Here is a 21,871-nt window from a genome sequence, read left to right on the forward strand (position 1 = left end):
GGGAAAAAGGAAAATCAAATGAACTATGAAGATATCGCAATCATTGGTATGTCAGGTCGCTTTCCCGAAGCAGAAAATCTTCAACAATTCTGGCAGAACTTGGCTAATGCTAGAGACTCAATTCGAGATCTGCCCGCTACAAGAATCACAGAACTTGAACATATAAAATCAACGCGAGGTACGCGATTTGTTAAGAACGGTTATCTCAATTGGATGGCAGAGTTTGAGCCGGGATACTTCGACATTTCTGCTGAAGAGGCAAAATACATCGACCCACAACAAAGAATGTCACTAGAGCTAATTGAAGAGGCGATTCAGGATGCTGGTTATGACGCCTCAGAGTTGCGCCAGCAATCGGTCGGTATTTTCATGGCCCATAGTAGCAATACTTATCGAGAGTTATTAGAAAACCATCCACTCGGTGTTGTCAATGGACTGGACTCCGCAATGGCAGGTAGGGTCGCGTACACCTTTGACTTTGATGGACCTACGATGACCATTGATACTGCGTGCTCCTCCTCATTGGTTGCCTTGCATACTGCTTGTCTAAATTTGATGACCGAGCAGTGCCAAGTCGCGGTTGTAGGTGGTTGTCAAATTTTCGTCCGCCCAGCAACGTGGCAAGGCATGCAAGATTACCCGGTATTTGCAAAAAACGAAAAATTGGCGGCATTTTCCGCAGATGCTGAGGGAACCCTCGGTGGTGAAGGAGGCGGTGCGTTCTTGCTAAAACCCCTTGCAAAAGCACAGCAAGACAACGATGTTATTCATGCCGTGATTAAAGGCTCAGCATTGAACAGTGATGCCGGCAAATCGAATGGAATGAGTTCGCCGAGTAAAGAAGCACAGGCAAAGTTGATTCGCCAAGCCTTATCTGCTGCCAATCTGACCCCTGATGATATAGACTATATTGAAGCACACGGCACTGGAACTGAATTGGGCGATCCTATTGAGGTTGGTGCAATTGCCGAAGTCTTTGAAAACAAGAAACAGAAAATGCCCATTGGTACGGTAAAGTCTAATATCGGACACCTTGTCGGTATGGCTGGGTTTGCCGGTGTAACCAAGGCTATTTTGTCACTCAAACACCAGCAATTACCGGCGTCTTTACACTTCGACAAGCCCAATCCACATATTGATTTCGAAAACCTGAATGTATTTGTCAATGACATATTGTGCCCTTTAGCAAGTAACAGCAACTCTAAACGAATTGGCGTTAGCTCATTTGGCATTATTGGTACCAATGCACATGTTATTTTGGAACAACCGCCAGTTGCGAAAACTCGAAAAGACAAACAGCAAAATCAACCATTCTTAGTCCCTCTTTCTGCAAGAAGTGACCTCAGTTTATTTAGACAAGTGCAAAACTTAAATGTGTGGCTTGAAACCAATATCCACGCGAAATTAGAGGATATCGCTTACACTTTGTCAGTAGGGCGCAGACATCTCGCATTCAGAGCCGCATTTATCGCATCGAGCACCCAAGACTTGCACTCTCAAGTAAGGGCCTATTTGGAGAGCCCTCCCATTGTAGCAATGAAAGCCGAAAGCAAACTGTTCTTATTTCCTGAATGCACTGATTGGTCTAACGATGAAGCACTCGTTGTAGATAACTATTTATCCGATTTGCCCGATTTTAATGAAAAAAGCAGTTTCACTGAGCGTTTGACGCTTTCTAAATTTACACAAAATGCAGGCATAAAACCCAAAGGTGTACTTGGTTGGGGTAACGGCAAACTTGTTGCCAATATACTTTCAGGAAAACTTTCCAAAGCCAAACTATTGGATGCGATTCAACAAGTAGAAGACGTTAACGAAAGCGAGCTTGTTTCTAAGTTATTCTCAGTATTTGATAAAGGGTTTGACGAATGGGTTTGTTTTGACCATCAGCAAGGTGTATTCGAAGGGGAGTTCAAACAGAAACTGCTCAACAAAGGCATCAAACTGCGCTTTATCAGCGATTTCAAGTCAGCATTAGAATTAATAAGCACCGAATATCAGCACGGCCTACATATTGATTGGCATTCTATGTATCAAAACGTTGATGCACGCAGAATATCCATGCCTGCTTATCAATTCGAACGAACACTGTTTTTGCCAAGTGGTAGTAGCGTAAGAAGCGTTCAAAGCACTCAACAAACGACAACTAGTAAAGTAAACGGAGCAACGCTACATGCCCGTGTTGAACAGATTAGAAAAGTGCTTTTAAGCAACCTAGCAGGCGAGGCAGACATGAGCCTCTCGTTCGAAGAGAATGGTGGTGACTCTCTTGACGCATTGCAAGTACAAGAGCAATTAGCCTCAGCTTTCGGTGAAAAAGTGTCGTTAGAAACGATTTTTTCAAACTCTTCGCTCGAGCAACTTACAAATATTATTTTAACGCAAGTAGCACCAGCCTCAGATTCCAATACCCCTTCGTCCGAGACAATGCCTAATTTTACTGCCCTGAAAGATTTGTGCAGCGGATTTTTAACATCCGAGCCAAATTTGGAATTGTCATTTGAAGACAACGGCGGGGTGTCACTTGATGCCATTGAAATTGCTGACAGAGTCGAATCTGAGTATGGAATTAAGATCACGCTGGAGGAACTCTTCAGCTTCAAAAGCATACGCGAATTAATCGACTACATGCTCCGTGGGGCACACGAGAATGAAGAAAAAGCCCTTCCTGAGCTCAGCAGTTTCTGCCGTGGTCTTCAAGACCCGATTGATAACGACTGCTACAGCAAACATATTTTAATTACTGGCGCTACCGGCTTCTTTGGTGCACATCTAGTCAGTGAATTGCTAGAAGACAAAGACAGCTTAATCTACTGCCTCGTCAGAGCAAGCGACGAATTCATTGCAGAACAACGTTTACGAGAAACGTTGCACGCATATTTTGGCGAAACCTACCAATCAGTATTTGGAGAGAGGCTCATCGCCGTACCGGGTGATATCTCGCAGGACAATCTAGCAATGAGCGAGCAACAATATGTTGCGCTTAGTAAGCGTATCACCGATGTCATAAATGCAGCTGCCGACGTAAGGCAAGTAGCGCGTAAAGAAGAGATGTTTAAGGTTAATGTTGAAGGCACCCAACGACTTATTTCTTTTTGTTTAACGGAGCAACAAAAGTCTCTCCATCATTGCTCAACCTATACGGTATCAGGCCGCACAGCTTCAGCAGCCCCGTTTGCTGAGAATGATTTGGACCGACAACAGTTTTTTCTCGGAAGCAACTATGCAGAGTCGAAGTTTGAATCGGAAAAGCTGATCCATACATACAGAGATCAAGGTCTTCAAGCATCGATATACAGAATAGGTAACCTAAGCGGCCGCTTCAGTGATGGTAAGTTTCAAACCAACTTCTCGTCTAACCTTTTATACTCGAGCTGGAGAGCAATCGGCGAGCTAGGTCATTACACACCTGCAATGGCAGAAGACAAATTGGAATTGTGCCCTGTCGATCTGTGCGCCTCAGCTTTTTGTAAACTCTTACATGCTAAAAATACTGTAGGACATACCTTTCACTTGATGAACCCCACACAGACGTCTTTCATGCAAATCATTACTGCATTAAAAAACAATGGATTTGCACTTGGAGAGTCTTCCAAAGCCCGCTTTTCTGAAGAACTTGAAACGGCAATTGAAATGGGCGATAGCGGTGGGCTATTCAGACGATTAAAGCTATTGTATGGCTCAAAAGAACAGCAAAGCCGAACAGAAGACTTGGTAAGGCCTACCTATGCTTTCGACCAAACTGCTAAAATTCTCAAGGAGGTCAACTTCAACTGGCCTGACCTAGACGCAGATTATGTTGAGAAGATTGTTGAGCCATTAGCGCGCTGGGAACTGCCAGTTTCGGCGTAAACACGGATGAAAAAGAACATGCAGCAAAAAGACTATACAGGAATGGAAATAGCGGTTATTGGCATGGCTGCGCGTTTCCCTGGCGCATCCAATATTGATGAGTATTGGGCTAACCTCTCAGGCACAATTGATTCCATTGCAACCTTAACAAAAGAAGAGCTTATCGATTGTGGTGTACCAAGTGAGCTAGTAAACCACAACAAGTATGTTCCAGCGAAAGGCTTGATAAGCGACTCCGACAAGTTTGATGAACGCTTTTTTGGATACACTCCCCGTGAAGCACACTTAATGGATCCGCAGATTCGACTGATGCACCAATGTACTTGGCATGCGCTTGAGGACGCAGGGTATAACTCTTATTCATATGATAAGAGAATTGGAATTTACGCAGGCGCTAGCTCAAATCCAATCTGGTTACTTTCATCTATGCTCTCTGAACATCCAAAAGTGGCCAGTTTCGTAGCTGATAGGGATTACTTGTGCTCCAGAGTTGCAAATAAACTTGATTTAAAGGGGCCTGCGGTCTTTATCCAAACGGCTTGCTCTACTTCTCTGGTAAGTATTCACATCGCTTGTAGGGCCTTATTGACTGGTGATTGTGAAATGGCGCTTGCCGGTGGGGTTTCGATAAAAGTCCCCAATAAGGTAGGCCACTTACACCAAGAAGGCATGATCACCTCTTCAGATGGTCGCTGCCGTAGTTTTGACGCCAAGGCCGATGGTACGGTCGGTGGAGAAGGTGTTGGCATGGTCTTGCTTAAACCCCTTGCCAAAGCCATCCAAGACAAAGACAACATACATGCTGTCATCAGAGCATCCGCTATTAATAATGACGGCTATGAAAAAGGGAGCTTTTCTGCACCAAGCATCACGGGGCAAGCTGACGCAATCAAACGTGCGCATCGCATAGGTAAAGTGCCTGCTAACACGCTGGGTTTTCTAGAGGCACATGGAACCGGAACCATTATTGGCGACCCAATAGAAGTACAAGCACTACATAATGCGTTTAATACGACAGAGACCAATATTTGTGCACTTGGCTCAGTCAAATCAAACATAGGTCACCTAGATCATGCCGCTGGTGTGGCGGGATTTATAAAAGCAGTACTCAGCCTTAAGCATAAAAAAATACCTGCTACCGCGCATTATCGTTCGCCAAATCCAAAGTTGAACATACAGAGCAGCCCGTTCTTTGTTAACGATTCGCTCTTAAATTGGGAGGCGCCACTGAATCATCCCCGCAGAGCTGCGGTAAATTCACTGGGGATTGGTGGCACAAATGCATATGTGGTGCTGGAAGAGTTTGACAGTAGTAAAACGCGCACTCAAGAGGAAGAGGTTCAACTGTTGCTGCTATCCGCAAAATCTGCAAGCAGTTTAAAAGATAACAAACGTAACCTTGCGACTTTTATACGTAGCCATTACAACGACATCAACCCGGCCGATATCGCATATACGTTGCAAGCTGGCAGGGCAAATTGGGACCACCGAGAAGCATTTATATTTAATAACACAGAGCAACTACTCGCCAACCTTGAAGGTGAAGAAATCGATAGTTTGACGCACACTATTGGTAGCAGCATACTGCAGGAAAGTGACAATAGCGTTGTGTTTGTTTTTCCAGGCCAAGGCGCACAGTATGAGAAAATGGGCAAAGAGCTTTACTCAGAAGTCAAAATATTCAGAGAGTTACTTGACCCATTGTTTGAACAACTAAAGCAGTTCAGCGAAATAGACTTTAAAGCTATCTGGTTATCTGACAGCACCACTAAAAGAGATATCTATCGTACTGAGGTTGCACAGCCTCTCATGTTTGTATTCGAATACGCTCTTGCCAAAACGCTAATTGAGCTGGGCATTAAACCAGACGCCATGTTGGGCCACAGTTTGGGAGAAATAACTGCAGCAGCAATATCAGGCGCAATGAAATTGGAACATGCGCTTGATTTAGTGTGTATCAGAGGCCGCCTGATGCAAACTATAGCGTCTGGAGAGATGGTGAGCGTGCGTTTAAGCGCAGAAGAGATAATTCCGTTTTTACAGGATGGAGTTACCATTGCAGCAATTAACTCGCTAAAATCCACCGTAATTGCTGGACAAAGTGACAAGGTCAGCGAAGTGGTAAAAAAACTCGAATTGGCAAATATTGCATTGCAGGTGCTACCTACCTCACACGCGTTTCATACGCCAATGGTTGATTCGATAACCTCGACCTTTGCCGCTAAAATTAGACATATTCCATTTAGCATTCCCCAAGTTCCCTATGTTTCAAACGTGTCTGGTAATTGGATTAACCCTTCGTCTGCGTTAACGCCAGAATACTGGGTAGATCACATGCGCCGTCCTGTGCAATTTTCAGCGGGCATAGAAACGCTTAGTACTTTGGAAAACCCCTTGTTTTTAGAGGTAGGACCGGGAAGTGCAATGTCCAGATTTATTATAAATCACGATAGAAAGTGGAATGATAGAAGTTTGACATTAGTAGTTTCGAAACACGGCAAGGCGAATGGCAAAGAACACTTTACATCATCGTTAGCAAAACTTTGGTTGAATGGCGTCGACATCGATTGGCACAAATGTGCCACCGAAAGTGCGAAACGTATCTCTTTGCCAGGCTATGCATTTACTCCAACACCATACCCTTTCCCCAAACTAAGCATAAATACCGCTAATAGGCTTTCACCTTTTGAAATACAAGAGTCGGCAACCGTGAAGCCTAAAGGCAACGGTATCACTAGCAATGAAACCATGTTCGATACTTTGCCACTTTCTGCAACTCAATCGAAAATTGCCGAGATCTTTAAGCGAGCACTTGGACTTAGTGAGCTTGAGTTAACGGACGATTTCTTTACTTTGGGTGGAGATTCATTAACTGCAATTGGCGTGATTGCGAGCATTCACAAAGAGCTATCGGTAAAACTGACCATAGCCAAGTTCTTTGAACTAACCAGTGTTGCCAAAATAGCTGAATACGTTGATAGTCACGAAAAGTCCGCACATTTTGTCATTCCAAAGGCGCCGATGCTTGGCTCTTATCCTCTCTCACCTGCTCAATTGCGCTTGTACATAGTGCAGCAAACAGAGTTGGACAACACAGGCTATAACGAAACGTTAGAGACCTACATTTTAGGCAATCTTGATCGCGCCAAATTAGAATCGGTGTTTCAGCAATTAATAGTTCGACATGAGGCACTTAGAACCTCCTACCATGTCGAAGATGCCAACATTGTGCAAAAAGTGCATAGTGCTGTGACATTTAATATGGAGTACTACAAAGCTTCAGAAAATGAAATTGAGATTACGTTAAACAATTTTGTAAGGCCGTTCTTATTAGATAACGCACCATTATTCAGAGTTGCGCTGGTACAGGTGTCTGAAGAAAAGCACTTACTACTGATGGATTTTCATCATATCATAATTGATGGCGTTGCCATGACATTGCTGTTCAAAGAAATGATCGCGTTGTATGAAGACAAAGCGCTACCAGATATGGAGTGTCAGTACAAAGACTATGCACTGTGGCAAAACGGTACACAACAGCGCCAATTGGTTGCCGAACAAGAATCTTACTGGCTAAACAAGTTTACCGAGAATCCAATTACACCGTTAAACTTGCCGACCGACTATCCTCGCCCCAAATTCAGAACCTTTGAAGGTAAACGAATCAGTTTCAAGATTGAAAAGGATGAATTGAATTTGCTCAAAGCAGCGGTGCTAAAAGAAGGTGTTTCTCTTTTCATGCTGTTGATCGGTGTTTACAACGTTTTGCTTTGCAAACTAAGTGCAAAAGAGGATATCCTGATAGGTACAGTAGTTGCTGGTAGACGCCACGAATCGATACAAAGTGTGATTGGTGTCTTTATTAACACGCTAGTGCTACGAAACTACCCCAAAAAAGAGCTTGCCTTTGATTCGTTCTTACAGAATGTTAAATGTGACTGCCTTGAGGCATTCGAAAATCAAGAATATCAGTATGAAGACTTGATTGAAAAATTAGGCATAGAACGCGACTCAAGTCACAATTCGTTGTTTGATGTTGCTTTTGTTTTACAAAACATGGCTGATGGAAAAGACACCCCAGATAAGATGGGAGATACCTGCTTCGTCCCATATCATCGTGATAAAGACACTTCCAAGTTTGACATTACCCTAACAGCTTTCGAATCTGTACACGGAATTCAATTTAGCTGGGATTACAGTACGAACCTTTTCTCAGAAGATACCATAAACCTTTACACACAAGCTTATCTAAACATTCTTCGAACGATAGTTGAGGACCCGCAAATATTGATACGAGACATTGAGCTTATGGCAAAAGCCGACAAGGCTCAGCAAGCCGACTTACAAGAACTTGAAGATTGGGTCTTTTGACAAACTGACAGTATCAATAGAATAGATAAGGATTAAAAATATATGCCTGAAAGTAACTGGTTTGTTAAACCTAAAGTTCAACATGGTGCAGCTGTTAAGCTCTTTTGTTTTCCGTTTGCCGGCGGAGGGACTTCAACCTACGCAAACTGGGCTGAAAAATTATCTGACGATATCCAAGTTGTCGCGGTGCAGCCGCCTGGGCGTTCCAACCGATTTTTTGAACCTGCTTTTGATAGTATGGGTGCGCTCATCGACGATCTTTTGCCAAGGTTCATTGAACAAATCGACGGGCAGTACATGATTTTTGGCCATAGTTTAGGTAGCCGAGTGGCGTATGAGTTAATTACTCGACTGAAAAAACGTGGCGTACAATTGCCCGAACACTTTTTTGCTTCAGGTTCGAGAGCGGCTCATTTACCGTGTCATGATCACGAGTACCATGAGATGAAAGATGAAGCGTTTATTAAAAAATTGGAAGAGCTAAATGGCACACCAAAAGAAGTGCTCGAAAATAAAGAACTCGTGAATATGATTCTGCCGACGCTACGTGCAGATTTCAAAATCGCTGATTCTTACCGAGCGGAAATGAAAAAACTACCTTGTTCAGCCACAATCTATAGCGGGCGCTTGGACAGCTCTATCTCCATGGAAAACCTAAAAGCATGGCGTGAATTATTTGCAGAGATTAATGCTGTAAAGATTTTTCCAGGTGACCACTTTTTCATAAATTCAAGTGAAGATATGGTGCTTGACCATCTGACAAAAGTCATCGAAACTGTTGGTACGAAAGCGCGTTTCGTGGCTCATGTTTAGGCCATTTAGCATTAAATGCAAGCGACTGATACTGAGTAAAAAAAGGAGAAGCCCATTTGTCATTTCCAATACTAGAGACTGACCGCCTTCAATTAAATGAAATAACAAAAGACGATGTAGATGCCATCTTTACCATTTTTTCAAATCCAGACGTTATAGAGTATTATGACACGCCAATCTTCACATCAAAGGAGCAAGCGGAAAATTTAATCAACGTATTCACTGCTCGATTTGAAAACGGGTTAGGTATTCGCTGGGCAATTAGGACTAAATCCGATAATCAGCTCATAGGTACCTGTGGTTTCAATAGTTGGAACGCAAAGATGCAATACACAAATATCGGTTATGAACTAATTCCGTCTTGCTGGGGGATGGGCTATGCGCATGAGTCTGTAAACGCAATTATTAAATTGGCATTTGAAGATAAGCTCCCGTGCGGTCCAATTCATCGTATTCAGGCTGATACCGTTCCAGGTAATGACGCTTCTGATAGGTTGTTGACCAATCTACGTTTTAAGGAAGAAGGACTCAGACGAGAAAGTGGGTACTGGAAAAATAAATTTCATGACCTTAAGTGCTTTGGACTTCTGAGGAATGAATTTAAGTGAGTATCTTGGGCTTTGTTGCAAATAAGGCGAGTTCCGCTAAGTGAATCACACTGGGTGTGTCGGAGGCTAATGTTCTTGAGAGAATTAGCCAATGAAATGTTAAAGAAAGCCGCTGTGTTTTTTGCTTAAGTGGAGCTCGATCGTAAACTTGATACATATCCTGCGTTGTATGGCGCCGAGCTTTAAAGATCGAGCCCTCAAAGTATTACCTGTGTAAGGGACAGGAAGCCAATGAAGCATTGCGTTGTCAGCGATATCATCAGGATAAGGCGCTTAAACCTGAAGTTATGAGTGTATGGCAGAAAGCTAACGTTGTTACGGTGTCAGAAAAGTATGGACGCAATTGAAGCGAGAAGGCTTCATTGTAGCTCGTTGTACTGTAGCCAGGTTGATGTGTGAGTTGGAGGTACAGGGGGAACGCCAGGGTAGCGTTTGTATCACAACTATTTCAGACTAACATGCTGATAAAAAATTAGATTTAGTTAATCGTGAGTTTACAGCGCAAAGATACAATCAGTTGTGGGTGTCTGATATCACTTACGTCACAACTTGGTCTGGCTTTGTTTATGTGGCATTCGTAATCGATGTATTCCCACGGATGATAGTGGGCTGGCGAGTGATGACATCAATGACAACACCGTTGATTTTAGATGCACTGGAACAGGTATTATTGTCACGAGGCAAACCAAAAGGTGTTATCGACCATAGTGGCAGGGGGAGCCAATACCTATCGATTAAATACTCAGATAGATTGTCAGAAGCAGGCTTCACCGTTTCTGTTGGGAGTGTAGGGGACTCCTACGACAATGCATTAGCAGAGACAATTAACGGCCTATACAAAACTGAGATCATCCGTAAAGATGGCCCGTGGAAAGGTGTCGAGCAAGTGGAGTAGGCAACGTTAGACAGGGTCGATGGGTTCAACAACAGTAGACTACTGAGCTCAATTGGTGCATTCCTCCGGTTGAACATGAACAAAACTATTATCGACAATTAGTCGAAGATGCGGCAGCATGACTCAAATAAATCCGCCTCCGAATTTACCGGTGCGATTCACTTGTGACTCAAGAAGGGCCTAGTAATTATCTCATTACTGTCATGTCCAAGTTTTTGATTCGGTGCTTTCATCCATGACGAATTGAACATTGGAGATAAGTAATGAAACAAACCCAAAAGATAGACGCTGAATATGTTGTGGGGGGGAGATACCCACAAGGATATCCATGTTGCTGCTGTTGTAAATCAGTCTAACCAAGTTCTATCCATAAAAAAGCTTTCTCACAGCCAGGCACGGCTAGTAAGAAGATACTGACGTGGATGTCATCATTTGGGAGAGTTTCACGAGTAGGAATTGAATGCTCAGGTACATATGGCTTAGGTTTATTACGTTATAAGTGGGATTGATGTTTTAGAAGTGACATTGCCAGACAAGTCAGAGCGTCGCAAAGCGAGGAAAAAAATGATACTTTAAGAAGTTGAAAATGCGGCTCATGCGGCTTTTAGTTGACTGCGAAATGTCACTCCAAAACAAGAGACGGTATGGTTGAGTCTCTTAGAGTTCTGAAAAGCTGTCGTAAAAGTGCTGTAGCAGCTAGAACAGTTGCATTACGGCTATTTTCGCCCATCCCCCTATATGGTGCTGGATATCAAAATGACTAATTCTTGCTGTAGAGACAATTTGTTACGCTTGACCTTTTGCTATGGCTAAAATGTGCTCAATATTGGTAACCGAGTAAGGTTACATCATATTAAAGACTGCAGCATCTTTAGGTATCACAGATAATTTACTTTATAACTGGAAAGCTACGTTTGAAGCACTGTAATCAGGTACTAGTTGTGAAGAACCGTTCTTAGTTACAGACCAAAGAGGGCACTCAGAACCAAGGTAAACACCAATTTGAATATACTGCTTGTTTCCTAAACATAGTTAAAAGTCAGATAATAGATACGACTACTAATCGCTATATGAGTGGGCATCAGCGCATTCAAAAACGGGAGAAGAAATATCACTTTCTTTCAGATTTTTCTTTTAGTGTACAAACTTTATTGTTCCATAACATTAGTCTAATGAGAGTCGCTACACACTCGTTGTGTGCTCTGTGTCAGGGGTTTAAAGCTGGCTCGTCTTAATGACACAATAAGCTGCTTTGGCGTAAGCCCTGTTTTGTACCCTATTACCGGAGTGTCGGGTTGAACACTCCTTTCAGGTTCATGCCTGATCGAGAGAATACTTTGTACTATAAAGGCACCTTTCCCTGACTTTTTAAGCCTTATAACAGATCTTGACTATCACACTCGTGTAGCTCTAACTCCGATAAATTGCATAATTTATACCTTTTTGTTTTTCTGGCTTGGGCAGGGGTGTCCGAGCATTTAATCATAGCGGCTTGTTTTTCACATTTTATGTTGTCGAGAAGTGAGTAAAAAGCTTCTTGAAATAAGTTAAATAATGGCATGGTTTCTCACAATTAAAGCGTTCTCACATCTCTGGGTAGATTATTACCATACCTTTAATTCTCCCAGTGTGTAAGTACATACTTTTTATTTTTGTTATATATTAAAGGGAGTTGTCACTTCATTTATAATTTATAATGTGTTTTTTATAACCAAAGTAAATTTACATATACTTAAATATTATACACTAAATAGGAACGCTCCTATTTGCATAGATACCTGCACGGAATGATTTTTTATCCGCTATATCCTCAAAGTACCGAAATTACATTCATCTTGGCGCATTGGTATTTTTTATGCGTTGAATTTTTGCACTTGTCATAATTGTATATTTTATACATTCTAATTTTGCTTCATCAAAATGTAACAAATTTCATTACATCAACAAGGGGAGCCTCCAGCCAGTTTGGAGGTGGGAATAAAATGCGAAATACATTTATAAGAAAAACCATCTTGGGCATTGCGATTAGTAGCGCTTTGGGCACGTCACAATATTCATTTGCGCAGGAAAGTGGCGCTGACGATGAAAAAATTGAGAAAATATCGGTTACGGGAAGTCGGATCTTAAGACAAGGCATGACCACCGTTGCTCCCGTAATGGTGATAAGCTCAGATGAACTGAACGTCGGTGGCAACCTGAATGTAGGCGATGTACTTGCGACATTACCGCAGTTTGCTCAGGGGATTGAATCTACAGACAATGCCTACAACCCCGCCAACGCAGGTTTGTCTGTTCCTGATTTGAGGGGGCTTGGTGAAATTCGTACCTTGGTGCTGATTAATGGTCGTCGCCCGGCGCAAACGGTAGATAGCAGTGGCTTGTTAGTCACTGACGTCAGCAATATTCCCGCAAGACTTATTGAACGCGTGGAGATACTCACCGGTGGGGCTTCGTCAATTTATGGCTCAGATGCGGTCGCTGGGGTGATTAATGTCATTTTAAAAGAAAGCTACAATGATTTTACCGTGGATGCGCAAGCGGGTACGTCCGAGCGAGGAGATGCAGAATCACAAAGTCTGACATTAACCTATGGTAAAGAAATCGATGGGGGCAACATTATGATGAGCTTCGATTTCTTTAATCAAGAGAACCTAAGGGTTGTCGACCGTAAAGGTGCTAGAGGGCAGACAAGTTATATTCGTAACCCAGATGGCGACAATCCAAGAAACATTATTTTAAATAACGTGGGTTGGTCGGACTATAACATTACGCCCGATCGTCCAACCTTTATGATTGATAAGACCTACAACTATTATCAATTTCAACGTCAGGACGACGGCCAATTAGGTGAAGGGTATCTCGCCATTTTAGACTCCGAGTTACATTCATATTATAAGCAGTCTCACGATTTAAACCCTAATTTGTATTCCAGCGCAGGCCCGACAGAACCCATTCAGCCATATCAGCGCCACAGTGCCTATGTGACGGGCAACTATGAATTACCGTCTGACATCTATATGACGGGCAGTGTGTCATATAGCAAAGTCAGTGCGACTACCCAGCTCGACCCTGAGTTTATCTTTAGTAACAAGGGGTGGGTAGATATCACCGATGCGCCATTTACCGTGCCGCAGCAAGTTATCGATACGGTAAAACAAGCGGATACGGGTTCTAACTGGATTGCCATCCCGTATACGTTTAATGATTTTGGCAATCGCACAACCGATACAGAGAGAGAGTATTTTGGTGCATCATTGTCTTTTGAAGGTGAATTGGAGAATGGCTGGGTGTGGGATGCATATGTAGCAAGTGGCCAAACAACCTCTCAAGCGACGTCATTGAATCGTATCAACAGTGAACGGTACGATGGTGGCTACACATTGATTGGTGAGTGTGAACCCAACTGTCCTGAATTCAACCCATTTATGCCTTTGAGTAAAGAGGTGGTGGACTACTTACGATTGGACCCTTTCACCGATGAGCGGGTGATCTCGCAGCATACTTTCTCGGCAAATATCACGGGTGATATTCTTGATTTACCAGCGGGTTACCTGTCTTTTGCAACCGGTGTCGAAATACGCAAAGAAGGCATGGAAGTTAACTTGTCAGAAACCACATTATTGGGTTTAAACCGGAACAAGAAAAGCCAGAACAACGATGTGGACCGCACGGTGAAAGAGGCATATGTTGAATTGGTTGTGCCTGTATTGTCTGATGCGCCAGCGGTGAAACAGCTTGATATTGAAACCGCCTATCGTAAGGCGAACTATACCTATGCGGGTACTACAGATAGCTGGAAGTTGGGAATCAACTGGGCTGTCACCGATGATCTTCGTTTGCGCGCGGTTAAATCAAAAGCCGTGAGAGCGCCTCAGTTAACCGAGTTATTGAGCCCAAGTTCGATTACCTTTATTCGCGGCGATGATCCGTGTGATGCAACAGAAATCGACACCATATCGACAGACAAACAAGCAACCCGCAAAGCCAATTGTCAGGCTTTGGGCTTGCCTGCGGATTTCAACGCCGCGACGAATGTCACAACCGGTGTGGATGTTACCGTATCTGGCAACGCGCAATTAGAAGTTGAAACGGCTTACACAAAAACAGTGGGGTTGGTGTTCACGCCAAGCTTTGTTGAAGACTTAAGCTTGACTGTGGACTACTTTGACATTGACCTGAATGACGGGATTGCGCGATTTGGCGCATTTGATACTGCAGAAATGTGTGTTGACTCTGCCACCATTAATAATGGCTTTTGTGCGCAGGTTACACGCGCAGCAGATGGCAATATCACCAATATTAATGACACTTGGGTTAATGCGAATCTACTTTCTCGCCGAGGTGTGGATGTCGGCGTTTACTACCCGTGGAAGTTAGGAGATTACGGCAACCTGCAGTTGAGCGCCTATGCAACACGCATTATCAATTCGACTTTTGTCGACTCTCCGCTAGAGGGAGAAACCGTCTTTGAATATGCAGGCTCCTCTGGCACGCCTGAATGGAAAGGCAGCTTTGTCGCGAAATACAGCTTAAATGACTTATCCGTGCGTTGGAAAACCAATTACGTACATTCTGTTTTATATCGAAGGGATGTTACTGCCGAAGACTACGAGCAACATGTTTTGCCAACGTCAGTTCTTCATCATTTGCGGGTCGGTTATTACTTAAATGATGATTTTGAGGTTTATTTTAACGTAAACAATGTAATGGATAAGGATTGGTTAGGCCATCCGGGCACTAGCTCCGGTGGTAGCACTTATCCAATCACTGGTCGTAGCTTTAGTTTGGGACTGAGTTACACCCTTTAGTGATTTATTAGAGCGCCGTGCTCCGTCACAGATGTTCCCCTGTGCGCAAATGCCAGCAAGCAACCTTGCTGGCATTTTTCGCTGATCAGCAGGCTGCGTAATGTGCAAGTTGTTCAAGGCAAATTCCTTGAACGCCGTCACTCTTGAAGGCGGGTGCTTATCTTGTAAATAAACAAGATACAGTGGAGAGGGCCTTGGCTGCCAATGATCAAACACGGGCAGCAGCTTACCTTCTTTGATTTCAGTCGTGCAGTAAATTTCTGGTATACGAACAATGCCATTCCCTCGTATGGCTGAATAGAGCATTACTCTGCCATTTTTACACGTCAGGTCGCCTTTGATGTTGACCTCTTGTGTCTCGAGCGCTTGTGTATTTGTAAACGTCCATGTTTTCATGCTACCTGTGATGCACTTGTGCGTTATGAGGTTTTTAGGGTGTTCGGGTTTTCCGTATAGCTCAATATATTCAGGGCTGGCATATGTTCCAATAGTGAGGTCCATCAACTTTCTGGCTATCAAGGCGGAGTCGGTGAGTTCCCCCATCCGAAATACAAAATCGAATTCACCAGCAATGAGATCGACTCTTCGGCTACTAAAATCAAGGTTAACGGTGACTTCGGGGTGTTGCTGCATAAAGTCCGCGACCAGTGGGCCAACTATATTCTCACCAATAAAACCGCCAACACAGTTAATTTTAATTTCACCAGAAAGGCGACTCGTCGCCTCAATGGTATTGTCTATCGCTTTGTCTATACCGACAAATGCGCGTTTACACTGCGCATAAAATACCTGACCGGAGGGGGTTAAATGCTGTGTTCGGGTTGTTCTAACGAGCAGGCTTACGCCTAAATTAGCCTCAAGTTGAGAAAGTTGTTTAGAAACCTGCGAGCGTGAACATTGCAGCTTTTCAGCAGCGTTTGTAAAGCTGCCTTCTTCTACCAATACCAAAAAGCTATTTATATCCGCGTAATTTACTTCTTTTCTCATACCATTGACCAACTGTGAGCATGTTTAAATCATAACTATTAGTCATTATTTGTAAACAGTGATGTGAATTTGATCATATATATCATCAATAACGGCTGCCTTAAAATACTCTCCTAAGTTTGAGGGACGATATTTATTTGAGTAGACAAGCTCTGGTTTATCCGTCGTCAAGCAAACTTCTTTATAACAAACAGGCATAGTCAAAGAGGTCAGTATGAAAAAGTTAGTGGTTATTACAGGTGCAAGTTCGGGCATTGGTGAGGCGATAGCTAGGCGTTTTAGCGAAGCTGGTTACCCGTTACTGTTAGTTGCCAGACGCGTTGATAGATTAACGGCGCTAAATTTACCAAACTGCCTTTGTGCACAGGTTGATGTAACAGACCGCACCGCATTTGAGCAGGCCTTAAAACTCGCTGAAGAAACGTATGGCCCAGTTGAGTGTCTCATTAATAATGCGGGTGTGATGTTGCTTGGCCAAATAGACAATCAAGACAGCAGTGAGTGGCACAAAATGTTTGACGTCAATGTGTTAGCTCTTATGAACACCATGCAAGCCGTGCTTGCACCGATGAAAGCGCGACGCAGCGGTACCATTATCAATATCAGTTCAATTGCGGGTAAGAAAACGTTTCCAAACCATGCCGCATATTGCGGTACTAAGTTTGCGGTTTCTGCTATCAGCGAAAACGTGCGAGAAGAGGTTGCGGACTTTGGCGTGCGGGTGAGTAATGTTTGTCCAGGTGCTGTCGAAACTGAGTTACTCAGTCATACAACGTCCGACGAAATTAAAGATGGCTATGAGGAGTGGAAGCAAACGATGGGCGGCGCTTTGCTTGCCGATGATATTGCGCGCACCGCGCTGTTTATTCAAGCGCAACCTCAGCAAGTGTGTATCCGAGAAATCCAAGTCGCAGCGACCCGTCAGCAGCCTTAATTTTTTAGTGTTTGGGTCCGTTAATACTGCGCTTTTTGTGTGTGGTATGCGGACCAAACCGTTTGCTCATAAACTCGCGTGTACAGGTGTTGAATAGCATCCCTTTAGCTGGCTCAGCGTAACTAAAATCATACCAAGATGATGTAACTCAGTTCACAAATTAAACAAGCACTTGGGTGTGTTGTGTCTATACTTACTGGTATCGAATCATAGACGAAATAAGAGTTCAGCAAGGATGTATAAATGAGTACAAGATATGTGTTGCTGATCACTGGGCTTCTACTTTGTATTTGCCTTAGCCTCGTACTTCAGTTCTTTACGGCAGAGCAAAAATATCGTTGGAAGCAAAATACAGAGCGCAGCGTCATCAAAATGCGGTTTTTGGAGCGTGACGTCGATGCGCCGATCCAGCCATTACCTAAGGTGATGGAATATGATTTAGCTTGGGCAAAACTCGGTAAGGCGCTATTCAAAAGTCCACTGCTTTCGGCCGATAACTCCACATCTTGCGCCTCGTGTCACGACTTGTATAACGGGGGGGATGATGGGTTTCCTGTTTCAGTGGGGATCAAGCAGCAATTGGGTGACCGCAATTCCCCAACGGTGATAAATGCGGTTTTCAACTTTCGTCAATTTTGGGATGGCCGCAGTTCTGACTTAATAGAACAAGCACCTCAACCTATCCATAATCCACTTGAAATGGGCACTAACTGGGCGCAAGTGATTGAAAAGCTAAGTGCTCAGCCCGGTTTTGTCAGTAGTTTTAATGCCCTCTCTGAAGAGGGGATCACAGAACAAAACATCATCAAAGCCATTGTGGCTTTTGAAGAGTCTTTGGTTTCCGAAAATACCCCTATTGATGCGTTTTTACTCGGTGATACCAATGCACTGAGCCCCCAACAAAAAAGAGGGTATGACAAGTTTGTAAATTATGGCTGTGTCACTTGCCATCAGGGGCGCAATATTGGCGGTAATCTCTATCAAAAAATAGGTCGGTTAGACAGAGTACCGACGAGTTTGCAGGACGATTTTGGCCGATATGAATTGACTAAAAATGAACAAGATAAATATGTATTTAAAGTACCAAGTTTGAGAAATGTCGCCGACACCTCACCTTACTTTCACAATGGGTCAGTTGATGAGTTAGCTGATGCAATTCGCATTATGGCAAGAGGGCAACTGGGCCTAGAGCTCAGTGATGAGGATGTCGCAGATATTGAGGCGCTTTTACATGCTTTTTCTGGTGAATTACCGAGGTCTTTGACAGAGTGAAATATCTAATCGAAGCAATATTGCTAGGGTTGATATGGTTTTTTGGCTTTGCCGCCATTGATGCCTACCACCTTCTTAACCGACACCAACATGAGCTGGAATTAAAAAGCCGCCTCAACTTGGTGGCAACGGAGCTATCACTTGAAACGCTGTCTGCGATGGATAGCAATATTTACCATTTTGACCGGCATGCGCAAAAGCAATTGGAATTTGAACGTTACCTCCAAGAGTTAGATTTAAATGACTTATTGAACCAAGATGTGGCCACAGAGTTAGATAAATTTCAGGTGACTATCGACACTTACATGCAATTGGCGTCAATGCTAAAAACATCCTACCGATACATCGCGAAACAAGAATTAGAAAGAGGAGAATATGCGCCGCAATCGCAGAACATTATCAGTGAAGTGGTATCGCTAGTTTCAAATCTGATGGTGACTAACTCCATCCCTGTCATTGAACGTGTAAGAGCAAAGCTTGAAGCAACTTTGCCAGCGCTTGAGCAACTTGAAGAAGCTGAGCCTAGATTCAGGATAATGCGACTGCATGTCGAGTTTGTACTAGAAAACGCGTTGCAGGCTTCGAACTTATTAGTGCCCATTCAACAAAGTGAGATTTCTCGTGTCATTTTAAAAGATAACCAATTACTGGCTGAAAATATCAAGGGCACGTACTGGTCGATGATGCGCTCTATTATGCTGCTATTGGCAGTGGTCTTTTTGTTGGTGATCACCGCTTTGGCTCGCTTGATGATGGATTTGAAAAAGGCGAATCAATTGGCTAACCAAGCCGCCGAAACCAAGTCGCTATTTGTATCGAACATGTCTCATGAAATTCGCACGCCAATGAATGGGATCTTGGGACTGACAGACATTTTGCTTAATACTGAGCTTACCGCGATACAGCGAAACTACCTTGAAAAGGTGCGCTTTTCGGCCAATGCCCTGACAACAATCATCAATGATATTTTAGACTTTTCTAAGATAGAATCTAAAAAGCTGCATATCGAGCACGTGTCTTTTCAATTTGAAGACTTGCTCGATAACTTACGCTCCTTGATAACGCCGATAGCAAATACGAAGGGGATCAAATTGATATTTGATTTGGACCCAGAATTGAACGACCAATATGTGGGCGACCCTGTTCGCATTAATCAGATTATGCTCAATTTTGCTTCTAATGCGGTCAAATTCACTGAGCAGGGAACCGTCACGCTTAGCGTTCGCAAAAAACACAAAGCGCAAGATAAAGAGTGGGTAGAGATCTCAATCATAGACACCGGCATCGGCATTGCAGAAGATAAAGTGGCATTGTTATTTGAACGATTTACACAAGCAGAGTCATCCACGACACGAAAATACGGTGGCACGGGCTTGGGGCTCACGATTTGTAAGTTATTAACGGAGCTGATGCACGGTGAAATTCATGTGGAAAGTACAGTAGGGCAAGGCTCTAAATTTACAGTAACGTTGCCGTTGGACACCGTATGTAACGAAGAGCCTGAAATCGTAGTTAACATGCAAGGCTCAATGTTAATCGTAGAAGATGACCCAATTTATTTGGAAGTGAGCACTAACATCGCACGTTCGTTGGGCTTAGAAGTGACAGGTGCCACACGAGGGTGTGAAGCACAGCTGCGCTTGTCTGAATCTCAATTTGATATCCTACTGCTTGATTGGGTCCTACCTGATTATGAAGCCAATGAATTGCTTAAAAAGCTCGAGAGCCTCGACGTACTGCCACAAAGGGTCGTGATATATACGGCGCACACGGAAGAGTTTATTAAAACAGATTTGAATTACCCTATTTTATATAAACCGCTGCTTAAGCGTGATTTAATTGATGTGCTAACGCGCCCCCATGATTGTACGCCCGGTACGGCAAGTCGCTCTGGTGGTGCAACTGGCCGTGATGAAACGGCAAAGCCATCCGGTGATGTATCATCCAATGTATTACAAGGCTCTCAGTTGAAGGTTTTACTGGTTGAAGACAATGAGATAAATCGCATTGTGGCGTTAAAACTACTTGGGCGTATTGATGGACTGGAAGTCGATGTGGCAGTAAACGGGCAAGAAGCGGTGGAAGTCATTAATGCCTGCGACGGCGCATTTGATATGGTGTTTATGGATATTCAAATGCCTGTAATGGATGGTGTAGAAGCCACGAAAGTAATTCGGCAAAGCTATGATGCAGACACGCTGACCATTATTGCACTAACGGCGAACGTGATGCAGTCAGAAATTGATAAATATTTTGCAATTGGCATGAATGGTCATTTAGGCAAGCCGTTTAAAATGAGTGAGCTAGAAGATGTGTTTAAGCAGCATGCAGACTTGGCCGATCAATAATTGAGCGCTGAAAATAAAAAAGTAACCACACCAAATACGAAGTCGTCGTTCGCAAGGGCAGTGTGGCCACTTTAAAGTACTGTTTATTGTGATTAGCGTGTTTTAAGGGCCAGCATATCCTGCATGCCATATAAGTCGTATATATGTTGCATGGCATTTTCAGTGGCGTGATTGACTGACTCGATAATCGGGTTCAGCCCTGTGCCATCGACCGTTGTTCTAAATAGGCGCTCAGCAGGGGCCGTTTGCAATAGCTTAAGCACCGCATCAGCTACCATTTGTGGGTTTGGTGCGTCGTCGGCATCGTGCCCTTGCTCTGTACCTGCCCACATTTTCTCAGGTGCGTCAGCAAATTCTCCATAACTTTGGCTCACAGCAGCATCGCTCGATCTTAATAAGTTTGCGCCAAAATCAGTTCCAAACCCGCCCGGTTGGACGATTAAAGACTGAATGCCAAATTGCGAAAGTTCGACGCGATAGTTTTCAGCTAAGCCCTCCACCGCGTGTTTGGTGGCGTTGTAAGCACCAAGAAATGGTAAAACAAACTGGCCTAAAATACTCGATACTTGAATCAGGGTACCGCTGCCTTGCTGTTTCATGTTGGGTAAAACAGCGCGGGTCATTCTTTGCACCCCAAATACATTAATATCAAACACGCGTTTAAAGTCCTCAATATCAAAACTTTCTTGCCAGCCTAAGGTACCCACACCGGCATTGTTTATGAGTACGTCAATTTTGCCTGTATGTGTCAGAGCCAATTTGACACCCTGCGCAACACTTTGGTCATTAGTGACATCAATATCGACGATTTTAATGCCTTTGGCTTTAAGTTCATTGGCGATTGAGGCATTACGACCCAGCGGGTCGCGCATGGTGCCAATCACGTGGTAGCCTGCATCAATTAATGTATTTGCGATTAAATAGCCAAAGCCACTGTTTGCGCCGGTTACTAAAACTGTTTGTGTCATGGTGTTCTCCAAAAA

The 21,871-nt window shown here is 43.6% G+C and carries 10 protein-coding genes and 2 pseudogenes; 10 read left to right on the forward strand and 2 right to left on the reverse strand.

Going from position 1 to position 21,871, the window contains the following annotated elements; all coding sequences use genetic code 11:
* The first annotated feature begins 18 nt into the window (after positions 1 to 18).
* From A7985_RS14690 to A7985_RS14720, 7 genes and pseudogenes are all read left to right on the forward strand, one after another.
* Positions 19 to 3,852, forward strand: a complete 3,834-nt coding sequence (locus A7985_RS14690) for a beta-ketoacyl synthase N-terminal-like domain-containing protein (protein ID WP_065791210.1) — start codon at positions 19 to 21, stop codon at positions 3,850 to 3,852.
* A 6-nt stretch (positions 3,853 to 3,858) separates the two neighbouring features.
* Entirely contained in the window at positions 3,859 to 8,223 is a 4,365-nt protein-coding gene (locus A7985_RS14695) for a type I polyketide synthase (protein ID WP_081310583.1), read from the forward strand.
* A 42-nt stretch (positions 8,224 to 8,265) separates the two neighbouring features.
* Positions 8,266 to 9,036: a thioesterase II family protein gene (locus tag A7985_RS14700; RefSeq protein WP_065791212.1), complete on the forward strand. Its 771-nt coding sequence runs from the start codon at positions 8,266 to 8,268 to the stop codon at positions 9,034 to 9,036.
* A gap of 56 nt (positions 9,037 to 9,092) precedes the next feature.
* The gene (locus A7985_RS14705; RefSeq protein WP_065791213.1) at positions 9,093 to 9,644 is read left to right on the forward strand and encodes a GNAT family N-acetyltransferase; all 552 of its coding nucleotides are present in this window, start codon (positions 9,093 to 9,095) and stop codon (positions 9,642 to 9,644) included.
* 182 nt (positions 9,645 to 9,826) lie between these two features.
* Positions 9,827 to 10,661, forward strand: a pseudogene (locus tag A7985_RS26950) (IS3 family transposase); the annotation flags it as partial.
* A 172-nt stretch (positions 10,662 to 10,833) separates the two neighbouring features.
* Positions 10,834 to 11,258 (forward strand): annotated as a pseudogene (locus tag A7985_RS27175) (IS110 family transposase); the annotation flags it as partial.
* 1,263 nt (positions 11,259 to 12,521) lie between these two features.
* Positions 12,522 to 15,347, forward strand: coding sequence for a TonB-dependent receptor plug domain-containing protein (locus A7985_RS14720; protein ID WP_065791215.1), 2,826 nt, complete (start codon positions 12,522 to 12,524; stop codon positions 15,345 to 15,347).
* Here the strand turns inward: A7985_RS14720 and A7985_RS14725 are convergent.
* Positions 15,261 to 16,334: a LysR family transcriptional regulator gene (locus A7985_RS14725; protein ID WP_065791216.1), complete on the reverse strand. Its 1,074-nt coding sequence runs from the start codon at positions 16,332 to 16,334 to the stop codon at positions 15,261 to 15,263. The two genes, A7985_RS14720 and A7985_RS14725, sit on opposite strands and share 87 nt — an antisense overlap.
* A 214-nt stretch (positions 16,335 to 16,548) precedes the next feature.
* Between A7985_RS14725 and A7985_RS14730 the strand changes: the two genes are divergently transcribed.
* The 3 genes from A7985_RS14730 to A7985_RS14740 all read left to right on the forward strand — a co-directional run bounded on the left by A7985_RS14730 (position 16,549) and on the right by A7985_RS14740 (position 20,888).
* Complete coding sequence (locus A7985_RS14730; protein WP_065791217.1) at positions 16,549 to 17,268, forward strand: SDR family oxidoreductase; 720 nt, start codon at positions 16,549 to 16,551, stop codon at positions 17,266 to 17,268.
* 243 nt (positions 17,269 to 17,511) lie between these two features.
* The gene (locus A7985_RS14735) at positions 17,512 to 18,540 is read left to right on the forward strand and encodes a cytochrome-c peroxidase (RefSeq protein WP_063374605.1); all 1,029 of its coding nucleotides are present in this window, start codon (positions 17,512 to 17,514) and stop codon (positions 18,538 to 18,540) included.
* Positions 18,537 to 20,888 (forward strand): hybrid sensor histidine kinase/response regulator, encoded by a 2,352-nt coding sequence (locus A7985_RS14740; RefSeq protein WP_065791218.1) that lies wholly within the window; start codon positions 18,537 to 18,539, stop codon positions 20,886 to 20,888. The genes A7985_RS14735 and A7985_RS14740 overlap by 4 nt, the downstream gene beginning before the upstream one ends.
* A 92-nt stretch (positions 20,889 to 20,980) precedes the next feature.
* Here A7985_RS14740 and A7985_RS14745 read toward each other — a convergent pair whose 3' ends face one another.
* Positions 20,981 to 21,856 carry an SDR family oxidoreductase gene (locus A7985_RS14745; RefSeq protein ID WP_065791219.1) on the reverse strand — a complete coding sequence of 292 codons (876 nt, stop codon included), beginning with the start codon at positions 21,854 to 21,856 and terminating at the stop codon, positions 20,981 to 20,983.
* Positions 21,857 to 21,871 lie beyond the last annotated feature (15 nt).

This window comes from Pseudoalteromonas luteoviolacea (genome assembly GCF_001696455.1).
Lineage (GTDB): Bacteria > Pseudomonadota > Gammaproteobacteria > Enterobacterales > Alteromonadaceae > Pseudoalteromonas > Pseudoalteromonas luteoviolacea_C.

Bases quoted from the DNA above. Each gene is read 5' to 3' on its own strand.
- A7985_RS14745 (WP_065791219.1), bottom strand. From the start codon at position 21,856: ATGACACAAACAGTTTTAGTAACCGGCGCAAACAGTGGCTTTGGCTAT.
- A7985_RS14690 (WP_065791210.1), top strand. From the start codon at position 19: ATGAACTATGAAGATATCGCAATCATTGGTATGTCAGGTCGCTTTCCC.
- A7985_RS14725 (WP_065791216.1), bottom strand. From the start codon at position 16,334: ATGAGAAAAGAAGTAAATTACGCGGATATAAATAGCTTTTTGGTATTG.
- A7985_RS14730 (WP_065791217.1), top strand. From the start codon at position 16,549: ATGAAAAAGTTAGTGGTTATTACAGGTGCAAGTTCGGGCATTGGTGAG.
- A7985_RS14735 (WP_063374605.1), top strand. From the start codon at position 17,512: ATGAGTACAAGATATGTGTTGCTGATCACTGGGCTTCTACTTTGTATT.
- A7985_RS14720 (WP_065791215.1), top strand. From the start codon at position 12,522: ATGCGAAATACATTTATAAGAAAAACCATCTTGGGCATTGCGATTAGT.
- A7985_RS14700 (WP_065791212.1), top strand. From the start codon at position 8,266: ATGCCTGAAAGTAACTGGTTTGTTAAACCTAAAGTTCAACATGGTGCA.
- A7985_RS14695 (WP_081310583.1), top strand. From the start codon at position 3,859: ATGAAAAAGAACATGCAGCAAAAAGACTATACAGGAATGGAAATAGCG.